We start from the raw sequence: 12919 nt of genomic DNA, 5'->3' as shown, positions 1-12919 counted from the left end.
ATCAAACCACTCTGGACCATGTCGCGCGCCGCCTGTATCAACCCGCTGGCATGGGGCCCCGTAGCTCAGCAGGATAGAGCATCAGATTCCTAATCTGAGGGCCACTGGTTCGAATCCAGTCGGGGTCACCATGCAAGTGCCTTGATAACCAAGGAAAAAGGGCCGAAAATTTCCGGCCCCTCCTTGTATTTTCCGACCTTTGCGAGATCGGAATTCCGACTATCGATGGAACGGGCAGGGATTCGCGCGGAGTGTTCTGCGCCGTCTTCGCGCTTCGATGTCGAACAGGCAAAATGCCATTTTTCCCCTGAAGGAAGAAGGGATTCCTGCCACGTACCGGCTATCGCGACGCGCCACCTGCCGACGATAGGGTCGCTCGGTTGCAGCCCTGCCTTGCAGGCATTGCGACACATTGGGCGGCCCCTCCGGGCATATCCATACCGTCGCTCGTCAGCTGTTGGCGCCGCTATATCGGATGGTTCCGTTGACGCCCGATGGGAAGAAGCCGCCCGATGCCACCGACAGCGCGTTGGTGTACAATATGCCGAGCGCCTGTTCGGGGGAGCGGCGAATCGCCACCCAGTTGGCGCCGTCGGTGATGGCGACATTCGGATTGGTGGCGCTCCACCCGATATCCTGATCGCGCCCGCCCGGACCGTCGAAAGGATCGCGCGCGGCCGCCATTCGGTTTGCCAGGGTGAAAAGCGTCGGCTGGTCGTTGGCAGGCTTGGGCTCGACCGAGGCGCGGGTGAACAGTATGTTGCGAAGCGCCGAGTCCGATGCGCCGACGCCCGCTGCCAGCGGCGCGAAGAAGGTGCGGTTCGAGGCGGCCATGTTCCAAGCCAACTCGTCCATGGCGCTGGTCAGCACCGCCGACAAGCCAACCGCCGCCAGCAGGAAGTTGTTTTCCGAGGCATAGGGATCGTAAAAGCTGGTGGGTACCGCCCCACCGGCGGGTACGGCAAAAGCTTGGAACGCGCTGTTCTGCCCCCATGCGATGGAGATGGCGGGTTGCGCGGTCACGGCGTTGCCTAGGGTCTTGCGCAGGAAGCCGATGCGGGCCGTTGTACTGTTGGTGACTTCGCGAAAGATCGACAACAGCTTTTGATCGGTGAAATTCACACGACGCCCGCCCGAAACCTGTCCGGCCGTTCCGCTGCCCGTGGTCATGTTTGCGGGTAATGGTGCCCCATTCAGTCCGACCTGAAGAAAGGACGCGACCAGATAGTGGATCTGTAACGCGAAATTCAGTCGGTCGGTGTCGGTCGCGGTATAGGCCGGTGGCATGGCTACCGGCGTGGTCGATGTCGCCGTGGGTGCCGGGACATTCTCCGCACCGACGACGTCATCCTTGCAGGCCGAGAGCAGTGCTGCGCCAGCCAAGGCCGATGCGCCGCCGATCAGTCCCAGGAAGCCTCGCCGACTTTCCTGGCCGCTGTCCATATTGGAATACATTTGTGATCCCCCCTGATTTGACGCTTAAGCTTAATTGGCTGCGCTGCTGACGATGCCGCCATTGATGCCGTTCGGAAAAAAGCCGCCCTTGGTTGCCGAGGCGGAGGTCATGAACAGGACATTCAGCGCTTGTTGCGGCGTTCGGGACAGGTAGAGTCCATCGGCATCGACGACCGTCAGGCGCGTCGCGACGTTTCCATCGGCCCCCGCCACGGGGGACATGCCCAGATCGGTCGTACTGGTGCCGTCGATAGAATTCCGCCACGCCGCCAGCCTGTCCATCATGGTGACCAATCGCCGGTCGGATGCCGAAAGATCATACAGCATCGACCGAATGGAGGTGACGTTGCTGGCAAGCGTTGCCGCCATGGACATCATCATCGCCATCGCGATCGGATCGGTCATGCTGGACAGGATCCCGGCATAAGTGGAAGCCTGGACACTCAGGAACACGTCCGCGCCGAGCAGGCAGTTGGTCGGCGATGCATAGGGATCGAACGTGTCGTTCGGCCCAATCGCTCCGGCCATGCGGAACATGCGGGTAAAGGTTTCCGGTCGATAATCGATAAAGGTCTGGGCAACGCAATCTGCGCGGAGCATCCCGCGGATCGTCAGTGTCTGAAACCAGTGTTCATCGGCGATTTCCTGAATCCGCGATTGCAAGACTTGCTCAGCGTCCGATGGAAATCTTACCTGTTGCAGGTTTTGGGCAACGACACCGGCATCACCCGACAATTCTCCGCCGCGAATATGCTCGGGAGGCAATTGTCGATTATCGCCATAGATCAGGAACTGCAGATAGTTGGTCGCCAGATACTGCATGTGGAGGGCGAACTGCAGCGGCACCTTGTCGACCGACGACGAGACCTCGGCGCGCGACTCGCCAGTCATGCCGGACAGCATTGCTCCCCCGAGTATCGCCAGCAAAGCGCCGCGCCTCAGTTGATTCTGCGGCGGGCTGTCCTCTGCCCCATGCTGAGAAATTTGACTGACTTTTTCCATTTTGCCCTCCCCTTGGATCTCACTTCAACTCGTTTCTGCGCCTGCGGATCGGATCCCCCCTGGGCCGTAGTGCATAGCTAAGCAGCAGTAAGTCGCTTCAATATTGCCTATCATTTTTTGTTGGACAAGATAAAAAATCACATACAAAGTATACAAACATCAAGGTGCACGCTGGGGGCGTGAAGCCGTTTCCGGAGGGGGAGAGTATAAGGATGTCGCCTAAAGCTAAGCTGATAAATGGAACTGCGATATTTGCTCTTGCAGTGGCATCTACTCCGGCCATCGCTTTTGCAGAGACTCGCACCGAGTCGGAAGCGGAAGCTCCTGTTGCTATCCAGGTCTCCCAAAACAAATCGGACAGGCCAATTCTTAAAAAGAAAAAGAAAAAACAAAATAAGAAAGCCAAAGACGATGGCTCGCCGGTCGTGAACGGTGAATCCGGGCGACTGGAGGGCGAAGTCGTCGTGATGGGACTTCGCGAGAACGTGAAGAGTGCGCGGAGCGCCAAGCGGCGCGCGCAGCAGATCGTCGATGTCGTGCTGGCACAAGATATCGGGAAGTTGCCGGACAAAAATGTCGCCGAGGCCTTGGCGCGTGTGCCTGGCATCCAGATCGACCGCGATCGGGGAGAGGGTGGCAAGGTGTTGATCCGTGGCCTCGACGGCGTGATGACCACGGTCAACGGGTCACCGACCTTCTCGTCCAGTGGTCGGACCACTGACCTGAACGATATCTCGTCCGACCTTGTGGCTGGCATCGAAGTCTACAAGACCCGTACGCCCGATCAGGTTGAAGGAAGTCAGACTGGCGTCATCAACTTGACGCTAAGGCGACCAACCGATTTCAAGCCGGGCGCGACCTATGCCATCAGCTCGCGCTTCGATTATTCGGATCGCATCAAGAAGGTGAACCCCTATTACAGCGCGCTGGTCGCCTATAATGAGGATACGCCCATCGGTCAGCTCGGCTTCTCGGTGAACGGCACATGGAACCGGGTGGGCTATAACGAAGCGGTTCGGTTCAACGAATTGCCTTCGCTGTTGACCAGCATCCGTCAGCCCGTCCTGCCGACATCGACCCCGGCGCGCATCTATCTGCCGTTCCGTGTCGGCTTTGCGGGAACCGATGGCTGGTCGAAGCGGGGCGCATTCCAAATCTCGTCGCAATGGAAGCCGGACGACCATTGGACGATCACGACCGAAGGCGGCTATTCGAATCGGCAGGCACTACAGGCAGACAGCACCTTCTGGATTCCGATCAGCTATTCCGAGTCCATGAACGCGCCGCCCAGCCTGTCGAACGTTGTGCTGGCCGATGACGGTCGGCTGGTCAAATCGGTGTCGCTTTATGGTCTCGATCCAATGGGGCCGGGGCGGACATCCTATCTGGAAACGACCAAAGGCTACAACGCCCGCTTCCAGGTGCAGTATGTGGATGACCGAGTCGATTTCAACGCCTGGGCGAATTACCAGCGTTCGAACCGCTATTCGGACAGCTTGTACCATTCGGTTCGTTTCAGCCAGCAGCCGCGTGTCGACGTCGTCTTCAACGATCCCAATGATCCCTTGGGCGGGGTCAAGGTCGACTTCAAGAATATCGACCTGCTTGATCCCAAGAACTACGTCTATATCGACAATTTTGGCCAACAACGCCTCGACTCGCGGAGTGCGGAAACCGAGCTGAAGGCCGACTTGAAATTCAACACCTTTTGGCACTTGGTCGACTATTTCAAATTCGGTTTTCGATACAATCGCCGTTCGTACAATTACAATTATGGCGGCAACTGGTATGCATCTCTTCGCCTGCCGATCGCGGAGTTGCCTGAGTACAGACTCGTCCAGGTCGGTGGCCAGTTCCAGAGCTCGTCCAACGCCAACTGGCTGATCGGTGACACGAATTCGATCCGGGCCAGTTTCCCGAAAATCCGGCAATTGCTGACGCCGATCTATCCCAAGCTGGCGCAGGTGTTCCCCGATTATGACCCCTATGCCGCGTTCTCCGGGGCGGAGGGCGGCTATGCGGGCTATGCGCAGTTCCACTATAATCTGAAGCTGTTCTTCCCGATCGAGGGGATCATCGGCGCGCGCGTGGTCAACAACATCACCTCCTTGCGGTCGATCCGCCATGTGGAGGAATTCGTGACCAATGCCGATGGTCTGAAGACGCTGGTCAAGACTGACACGTTTTTCACGCCAAAGGGCAACACGCTGGACATCCTGCCAAGCGTCAACGCCATCATGCATTTCACACCGAAGCTGCAACTGCGTGCGTCCTACACCTATGAAGTCGGGCGTCCGACCGCCAACCAGATCAATCCGGTGTTGAGCCTGAACTTGCAGGATCCGGGCAACGCGACTGGCTGGGGCGGCAATCCGCAACTCCGGCCGGTAAGCCTCAGCAAATATGACGCTTCGCTGGAATGGTATTTCGGTACGACGGGTTCGGCCAGCATTGCCGTCTGGCAGTGGAACCAGAATGGGCTGATCGCGAACAATACGCTTCCCGAATTGCTGCCCGACAATCCCGGTATCCCGATCAAGATCACGCGGCCCTATAATCTGGGGATTGGCCGCCATCGCGGTATCGAGGGGCAGCTGACGACCTTCTTCACCTTCCTGCCGGGATTTTTGAAATCCTTCGGTGGATCGGTGAACGGCACACTCAACCTGACCCGGCAGGCCAATCCCAGCACGGACGAAAAGGGCAACACCATCTTCGTATTCGGTCCGATGCTGTATGTGTCGAAATATGTATACAATCTCACCGGCTTTTTTGAGCGTGCGGGATTGAACGTGCGCGTCGCCTATAATTGGCGTTCGCGGCGGCAACTCTGGCTGGATGCCTGGAACCCCTATAACAACCTGTTTCTGGATCCGGTGGAACGGCTGGATGCGGCGATCAACTATGATGTCACGAAGAATTTGACGGTCGGTATCGAAGCCTCGAACCTCACACGTAGCGGCGATCGCAGCTACTGGGGAACCTATGACACGCCGCAGGACGTGAAGTATTTCTCGCGCAACTTCGCCTTCTCTCTGCGCGCACGGCTGTAAGGGTGGCAGAGCGGCATCAGGGCGTCTGCCTGTCTTGATGCCGCCGGTCATGATGAAGCGGCGGTTCAGCCGGGATGCGGCGGAGAGGCCCTGGAGCTTTCGCTGCCGGCGTAGGGCCACAACGACGGTATGATCGACGTCCGCAACGACCCAAGCCCGTTCCGGCGTTCTGTCTCAGCCTTGAGAATGAGGCTGTCACCGCTGCCTTCGGCAACACGGCATCCGCCAGTGCCCGGAGTGGCTGGGTGGACGGCCCAGAAGCGCAAGTTCAAGACCCGCCTGATCGACTGCCTTTACATCGACACCGCCGAGGGCAAGCTGCGCCGGTTCGTTGCAATCGATCAAAGGTAGTGAGTTCTCGTTCGCCGAACTGCATCGAGAAGGCGGCAAGATGATCGTGGCGCGGGCCCTGCTCAAACATATTCCGGCTATGCCCTGCCATGTTCGTGTAGTGCTGAAAGATAGTGGTATTCCATACTCTGACCGTGCTTGTCACGAATAGGCATTCCACCACATCTTCGACAATGTGTGTGGGAGGAACGGCAGCGAATGCCGAGATCCAACACCTGTATCGTCCGTGTCATAGACTGGCCGACATGCTGATGCCGAAACGATCTATCGGCAAGTCAACCAACAATCAGGCCATTCAACGCGATCTTAAGAGGTTTCTGCGATAGTCCTCCCAAATCGCGGGTGGTGGACGATGAAGAATCTGAAAATCAGCAACAAGTTATTCGTGGCGTTCGGGATTCTTGCCGTCGCCTTGGTCGTCACGATGGCGCTGTCGATCATGAGTCAGCAGCATCTGAACAGCGTGGCCGAGAATTTGGGGCGCAGCCGCCGCGATAAAATGGTCGCGATTTCGCTCATCAACACTGCGACATCCGATTATCGGGCCTATGAGGCCTCTATCGTTCTTATGACGGAGCCCGACCAGATCGCCAGTGCGCTGCGGGATTGGAAAGACCGGGCGCAGGTGATTGCGCGGAACGAGGCCTTTCTCGATCGCAGTCTGAGATCTCCCAAATCGATCGCGCAGTTCCGGCTGTTCCGCGAACATTGGGACATGTATGAGCAGATGTCCCGGAAGACGGTCGATCTGGGCATCCGGAATGCGAATGACCAGGCGCTGGCCAGTTTTCGGGCCAGCAAGCGCACCTTCGACATCGCCAACAAGGACGCCGCCGTCATGAGCGATATTCAGGTCGCCCTGATGGACAAGGAAATGAACGAAGCGACCCAGGACTATATCTGGTCGCGCAATATCTCGATCGCGATTTCCGTGTTGGTGCTGGGGCTCACGGCGTATCTGCTGATGACGCTGATCCGGGGCATCGCCAATCCGCTGGCAGCGATGACGGGGGCCATGCGACGGCTGGCCGGGGGCGACCTGAACGCCCAGCTCGATATCGCGCCGCGCCGGGACGAAGTGGGCCAACTGGCCGAGGCGATGGTGGCGTTCCGCGATCAGCTTGTCGGGGCCGAACGCGCCAAGGCCGAACAGACCGACCTGATCGTCAGCAGCATCGGCTCCGGCCTCGATGCGCTGGCGCAGGGCGACCTGACCAGGCGGATCGACGCACCGCTGACCGGGCCGTTCGAAAAGCTGAAGCACGACTTCAATCATGCGATGGACTCGGTATCCGCCACGCTGGCGGCGGTGAGTACCAGCGCAGGGCATCACCAACGGGGCGGCCGATATCCGCGAGGCGTCGGACGATCTGTCGCACCGCACCGAGCAGCAGGCGGCCAGCCTCGAGGAAACCGCCGCCGCGATGCACGAGATCACCGAGACGGTGCGCGAAACGGCGGAAAACGCCAAGCGTGCCAACCAGGCCGTCACCGAGACGCGTACCGATGCCGACCAGTCGACCGAGGTCGTGCGCAAGGCCGTCGAGGCGATGCATGGGATCGAACGCTCCTCGCATGAGATCAGCGAGATCATCGCGGTGATCGACGGCATCGCCTTCCAGACGAATCTGCTGGCGCTGAACGCCGGTGTCGAGGCGGCGCGTGCGGGCGATGCGGGCAAGGGCTTTGCGGTGGTCGCCTCCGAGGTGCGTGCGCTGGCGCAGCGTTCGGCGGACGCGGCCAAGGACGTCAAGGAACGGATCACCGCGTCCAGCCAGCAGGTCGATACCGGGGTGCAGCTGGTGGCGCAGGCGGGCAATGCGCTGACCCGCATCACCGGCCGGATTGGCGAGATCAACGCGCTGGTCTCCGACATCGCCTCGGCGGCAGCGCAGCAGGCGACCGGGCTGCAGCAGGTCAATACCGCCGTGGCCGAGATGGACGGCGTGACCCAGCAGAACGCGGCCATGGTCGAACAGGCCACCGCCGCCGCACGCAGCCTGTCCGAGGAAACCGGCAACATGACGCGCGAGGTCAGCCGCTTCCGGTTGGTCGACGGCGGCATGGTCGCGCGGGCTCCTGCGCCCGTCGTCCATCGCTCGCCTGTCCATCAGCTCCAGGCGCGCGTGGCGCAGGCGACCCCGCGCATCGCCGCCGCTCCCCGTGTCGCTCGTGCGTCCAGCGCCGCAACGGCAGTCGCGGTCGACGACGGCGACTGGTCGGAGTTCTGATCGTCGTTCAGGGGGAGTGGAAGGTCCACCTCCACTCCTCCTTTTCGGTCCACCCCGGCAAAGGCCGGGGTCCGGTTTCGGGCGGGCAGCGTTGGCTTGCGCGCGTCTTCCCATCCGATGCCGCGCGCTCCCGTGACAGGATCAGGCCGATCCGAGACTTGGGCGGGGCACAGCGCCTTCGTCAGACCCGCGCGACCACCTCGCCCGCGCGGATCGCCTGTCCTTCGACCAGCGTGTCGGCCAGTGCCATCCCCTTGGGCAGGAACAGGATGATGGTCGAGCCATGCTCGAACCAGCCCATTTCCTCGCCCTTGCCGATGCGCGCAGAACAGGCCGTGCGGCCGGGGCCATGCTCGCGCAAGGTCTCGACGGTGTCCAGGCAATGGAGCCGGATGCTCGCCACCAGGATCGCGGCGACCGGCACGATCAACAGCGGCTGGCCCGACATTAGCGTGCACGCCTCGATGACGGCGCGCTCGTTGCGGCAGAAGAGGCGCTCGACCCGTTTCAGCGCGATCGGATTCACGTTCCAACAGTCGCCCGACAGATAGGTCACGCCCTGCACCACGATATCCGTCGGTGCGTGGAAGCGGTGATACATGCCCGCCGTCAGCCGCAGCGTCAGGAACGATCCGTCGCGGAACCGCTCGACCAGGTCGCGATCGGAGATCAGGTCGCCCAGCGTATAGGGGAAGCCCTTCACCTGATAGAGCCGGTCGTCCTCGATCCGGCCATGCGCCCCGACCAGCGCGTCGCACGGGCTGGCGATCGTGTCGGGATCGCTGTCGAACGCCCGTGCACCGTCGCGCAACGGTCGCACGAAACCGTCGCGCAAGGATTTGAAGCGCGTCGTGCGTGCGTCGGACAGGTCCACGCCTGCGAAGAATTTCCACAAGCCCAGGCTGGGCCGGGCGATCAGCGGATGCTCGCTCCGCGCGATCCGCCCGACCAGCTTCGTCGCGAAGCGTCGGGGCAGGCGGTTGGTGACGAGGAAATTGATGTCCTCGTTCAGGAAGAACCGCATGATGGGTCCACGCATTGTCATGCCTCCGTCACGGGTACGCGGTCAAAGGCCGCATGAACCCGATTCTCACTAGCCTGCTGGCCGTTTCCGCCGGTGCGGTCGCCCTGACGAAAGGGCATCGCCGCCTGACCCTGTCGCGCGCCAAGCATCCGGGGCTGGGCGGCCATGTCCGCTTGGCCAAGCGGATCGCCGGGCAAATCCCGTTCTACAGCTATGGCGAGGATCGCTTCTTCCGGGTCGATGACGCACCCGATGTGGTCGCCACCCAACGCCGCGCCGGGTTCGAGCGGTTGGGCGCCCTGTTCGCCGAGCGTTATGCGCAGACGCTGGCGCTGACCCGCGAGACGCGCTCGGGCCTGTCCGACCTGCAATTCACCGGCGCGTACCGCGTGCCGTTCCAGTTCCGTGAGAAGGTGCGCACGACGCTGGCGACCGGGGCCTTTTACGAGCGATCCGAGGGGCCGATCCTGATCGATCTGGACGGCAACCGGCTGATCGACCTGACCGGCTCCTACGGCGTCAATCTGTTCGGCAACGACTTCTACAAACAGACCATGGCCGAGGGGGCCGCGATGGTCGGCGATCTGGGCGGGGTGCTCGGCTCGTTCCACCCGGTCGTCGCCGACAATGTCCGCCGCCTGACCGCGCTGTCGGGGATGGACGAGGTGTCCTTCCACATGTCGGGCACAGAGGCGGTCATGCAGGCGGTGCGCCTGGCGCGTTACCACACCAAGCGTCCGCGCCTGGTGCGCTTTGCCGGGGCCTATCATGGCTGGTGGGGCGATGTGCAGCCCGGGATCGGCAATCCCGTGCCCGCTGACCGCACGCTGACCCTGGCCGACATGTCCGAGCGGACGCTGAAGGTGCTGGCGACGCGTAAGGATATCGCCTGCGTGCTGGTCAACCCGCTCCAGGCGATGCACCCCAATGGTTCCGCACCCTCGGACGGCCAGCTGGTCGATGGCGGGCGTAAGGCGGGGGCCGATCTGGCCGCCTATCGCGACTGGCTGCACCGGCTCGCCGAGACCTGCCGGGCGAACGGCATCGTCCTGATCTTCGACGAGGTGTTCATGGGCTTCCGCCTGGCGAAGGGGGGGATGCCCGAATATTTCGGGGTGAAGCCCGATCTCATCACCTATGGCAAGACGCTGGGCGGCGGTCTGCCGGTCGGCGTGCTGTGCGGCCCCGCCCATCTGATGAAACGCTGGCGCGAGGATCGGCCGGTCGACATCTGCTTCGCGCGGGGCACGTTCAATTCGCATCCCATGGTGATGGGGGCGATGAACGCGTTCCTTCGGCGGCTGGAGACGCCCGAGGTGGCGGCGCTGTATGACGGGCTCGACGCGCGCTGGAATGCGCGCGCCGCGATGTTCAACGCACGGATGGCGGAGGCGGGAATGCCCCTGTCGGTCGCGCATGTCCAGACGATCTGGACCATCCTCTATTCGGTCGCCTCGCCCTATAACTGGATGCTGCAATATTATCTCCGGGCGGAAGGTCTGGCGTTGAGCTGGGTCGGGACCGGGCGGCTGATCTTCAGCCTCGACATCGACGACACCCTGTTCGCCGATATTTGCGACCGCTTCGTTGCAGCGGGACAACAGATGCGTGACGATGGCTGGTGGTGGACCTCCCCGGAGGCGCCGCAGGAGTTGAAGGCGGCGAACAAGGCGATCCGGCGGCGGATTTTGAAGGAGTCGCTGGCGGTCAGGTTGGGGCGGGGAGGGTAGGGGCCTCCCGCCTTTCCTGCTCCCCCTCCCGCAGGCGGGAGGGGGTTGGGGGGAGGGCAGGGTGTCTCACCGAGACCATCGCTCGCGGCCTTGCCCTCCCCCATCCCAGTTTCAGGTAAACGATGCCCCGCATCGTTTAGGTCATGCCGGGGGCATGACCGACCTGAAACTCGCCTGCGGGAGGGGAGCGGCTAGCGGCTAGGTTGGGATGTAAAAACGGGGCGGCGGTCCTATTCGGCCCGCCACCCCGTCCGTCGAACTCAAGCCGCGGGTTACGCCGCCTTCAAATCCTCGAAATCATCGACGTCATGATGATCCATCCGCTCACCCTTCATCAGGCGGCGCGGCGCGCTCTTGTACATCTTGAAGTCGTTGAACGGGTCGGTGACGATCTTGGTCGCCCAGACCAAGCCGGTTTCCAGATCGCGCTGCGACCAGAGCTGCATCACGCGCACGAAGATCGCGCTGACGCCCAGGCCCAGCCAGCCGATGCCGACATGGCGCAGATAACCCATGAACCCGTCCGGATATTCCAGCGTGCCGAACAAGGTCGGCTGGACCAGCAGCACGACCGGGATCGCGCCCCAGATGCCCATCAGCACATATTTGCGCGCCAGGTTATAGCCGACCTTGATCTCTTCCTTATGCTCATGCGTCGCCTTGTTCACATGGTCATAGCCCTTGGGCTCGAAGAAGAAGTGCCCGGCCTGGCGGCTGGTCATCGCCACGCCCCAGGCGAGCAGGCTGGCGACCGCCGGGTCGATGAACAACAGCACATAGGCGGTCAGGAAGGTACAGGCGCTGACGAAGTGCAGGCTCTGATTGACCAGGCTGTGGTGATAATAGCGATGATCGTCCCACCGCTGTTCGGCGAGCTGCGCGCGAAAACCCGTCATTGGACCTGTCCTTGGAGGGGCTGGCGCTTGGCGAAGCGGACCAGCGAGAAATGGCCGAGCGGCGGCAGGGGGCGGCTTTCGACCATCTCCACGTCACCGCGCGTCGCCGCCCAGTCGGTATAGCGCTCGAACGGAAAGTCGGTGCGGAAGCCCAGACGGCTGGTGATCGGCATCAGCGTCTTCTCGATCCGCCCGCGCAGGCCGTCGCCCGCGCCGACCCGCGTCGTGATGACGATCTCGCCACCGGGACGGCAGATGCGCGCGAACTCGTCCAACGCCTTTTCCGGGTTGGGCACGGCGGTGATGACATATTGCGCGACGACCACATCGAAGCTGTGGTCGGCGAACTGCAGAGCCTCGGCATCGCCGTACGCGATCTGCTCGACATGGGTCAGATTGCCGTTGCGCACCCGCTCGCGCGCCTTGTCGAGCATCGGCTCGGACAGGTCGACGCCGACGATGCGGTTGGCTCGCGAATATTGGGGAAGCGAAATGCCGGTGCCGACCCCCACCTCGATGATCCGGCCGCCGATCCGCTCGGCGGCGACGATGGCGGCGGAGCGGCCCTTCTTGAAGACGGGGCCGAAGACCAGGTCGTAGACCGGCGACCAGCGATCATAGGCCTTGGTGACGCTGGCGGTACTCATCTGCGTTGCCATCGAAGGGGCATCCCGTTGAACGACGATGCGATCCCTGTTCGCAGCGGGCGGTGACAGTTTCACGACAAACCGCATATCGACCACGCAATTTTCGCAATAGCGCAATGAAAATGTCATCGGTTCTGCATGAATATGTCGCAAGCTACGACTATGGCATAAGATGGACGTCATGTTTGGTTTGCGGATGTAGGCTCTGCAATCAGATTTTCGTACCATAAAAGCTGGTGCGATCGAGATCTGTACTGTATCTATTCTTTGATTCTGGTGTCGTATGATTCGATGGCGGTTATTCGCCGCGTCGGGAAAACTCCGGCATCCGGCCCGATGGAAAAGGGCGCTCAATCCTCCGAGAGGCTTGGATCTGTCTTGGCAAATTTTCCCACCAAGATGGCGAAATTCGCCACGCTTTGGCATCTTGCGCAGCTACGGAAAGACGTAACCGTCTGAAATTGCAGCGTTCACGTGTATGGCATGACTAATGCAGTAACTCACATGCCGGGGTGATCCGGCATAAAGGG

At 61.5% G+C, this 12919-nt stretch carries 10 protein-coding genes and 1 tRNA gene; 5 read left to right on the top strand and 6 right to left on the bottom strand.

The window, feature by feature from the left end; genetic code table 11:
* The first annotated feature begins 54 nt into the window (after nucleotides 1-54).
* Nucleotides 55-131, top strand: a tRNA-Arg gene (locus tag AC1GI4_RS07020).
* On the opposite strand, the gene AC1GI4_RS07015 is transcribed toward AC1GI4_RS07020, so the two are convergent.
* The 3 genes from AC1GI4_RS07015 to AC1GI4_RS07005 are packed head-to-tail and all read right to left on the bottom strand — an operon-like array spanning nucleotide 126 to nucleotide 2457.
* Nucleotides 126-413: a hypothetical protein gene (locus tag AC1GI4_RS07015; RefSeq protein WP_479629059.1), complete on the bottom strand. Its 288-nt coding sequence runs from the start codon at nucleotides 411-413 to the stop codon at nucleotides 126-128. The two genes, AC1GI4_RS07020 and AC1GI4_RS07015, sit on opposite strands and share 6 nt — an antisense overlap.
* 37 nt (nucleotides 414-450) lie before the next feature.
* The gene (locus tag AC1GI4_RS07010; RefSeq protein ID WP_479629058.1) at nucleotides 451-1455 is read right to left on the bottom strand and encodes a ferritin-like domain-containing protein; all 1005 of its coding nucleotides are present in this window, start codon (nucleotides 1453-1455) and stop codon (nucleotides 451-453) included.
* Nucleotides 1456-1485: 30 nt separating this feature from the next.
* Nucleotides 1486-2457: a ferritin-like domain-containing protein gene (locus tag AC1GI4_RS07005; protein ID WP_479629057.1), complete on the bottom strand. Its 972-nt coding sequence runs from the start codon at nucleotides 2455-2457 to the stop codon at nucleotides 1486-1488.
* Between the two features lie 425 nt (nucleotides 2458-2882).
* Here AC1GI4_RS07005 and AC1GI4_RS07000 point away from each other — a divergent pair, with 425 nt between their 5' ends.
* The 3 genes from AC1GI4_RS07000 to AC1GI4_RS06990 all read left to right on the top strand — a co-directional run bounded on the left by AC1GI4_RS07000 (nucleotide 2883) and on the right by AC1GI4_RS06990 (nucleotide 8092).
* Nucleotides 2883-5510 carry a TonB-dependent receptor gene (locus AC1GI4_RS07000; protein ID WP_479629056.1) on the top strand — a complete coding sequence of 876 codons (2628 nt, stop codon included), beginning with the start codon at nucleotides 2883-2885 and terminating at the stop codon, nucleotides 5508-5510.
* Nucleotides 5511-6213: 703 nt separating this feature from the next.
* On the top strand, nucleotides 6214-7440 hold the full coding sequence (locus tag AC1GI4_RS06995) for a HAMP domain-containing protein (protein WP_479629055.1): 1227 nt from the start codon (nucleotides 6214-6216) through the stop codon (nucleotides 7438-7440).
* A complete protein-coding gene (locus AC1GI4_RS06990; RefSeq protein WP_479630369.1) occupies nucleotides 7391-8092 on the top strand; it encodes a methyl-accepting chemotaxis protein in 702 nt (233 codons plus the stop codon). The genes AC1GI4_RS06995 and AC1GI4_RS06990 overlap by 50 nt, the downstream gene beginning before the upstream one ends.
* 181 nt (nucleotides 8093-8273) lie before the next feature.
* On the opposite strand, the gene asd is transcribed toward AC1GI4_RS06990, so the two are convergent.
* The gene (gene asd / locus AC1GI4_RS06985) at nucleotides 8274-9131 is read right to left on the bottom strand and encodes an archaetidylserine decarboxylase (protein ID WP_479629054.1); all 858 of its coding nucleotides are present in this window, start codon (nucleotides 9129-9131) and stop codon (nucleotides 8274-8276) included.
* Between the two features lie 38 nt (nucleotides 9132-9169).
* Here asd and AC1GI4_RS06980 point away from each other — a divergent pair, with 38 nt between their 5' ends.
* On the top strand, nucleotides 9170-10846 hold the full coding sequence (locus AC1GI4_RS06980; RefSeq protein ID WP_479629053.1) for an aminotransferase class III-fold pyridoxal phosphate-dependent enzyme: 1677 nt from the start codon (nucleotides 9170-9172) through the stop codon (nucleotides 10844-10846).
* A gap of 272 nt (nucleotides 10847-11118) precedes the next feature.
* On the opposite strand, the gene AC1GI4_RS06975 is transcribed toward AC1GI4_RS06980, so the two are convergent.
* Complete coding sequence (locus AC1GI4_RS06975; RefSeq protein ID WP_479629052.1) at nucleotides 11119-11742, bottom strand: hypothetical protein; 624 nt, start codon at nucleotides 11740-11742, stop codon at nucleotides 11119-11121.
* Nucleotides 11739-12401 (bottom strand): class I SAM-dependent methyltransferase, encoded by a 663-nt coding sequence (locus AC1GI4_RS06970; RefSeq protein ID WP_479629051.1) that lies wholly within the window; start codon nucleotides 12399-12401, stop codon nucleotides 11739-11741. The genes AC1GI4_RS06975 and AC1GI4_RS06970 overlap by 4 nt, the downstream gene beginning before the upstream one ends.
* Nucleotides 12402-12919: the final 518 nt, after the last annotated feature.

Source organism: Sphingomonas sp. 77B, assembly GCF_056497825.1.
This window is presented reverse-complemented; position numbering and strand designations above follow the sequence as displayed.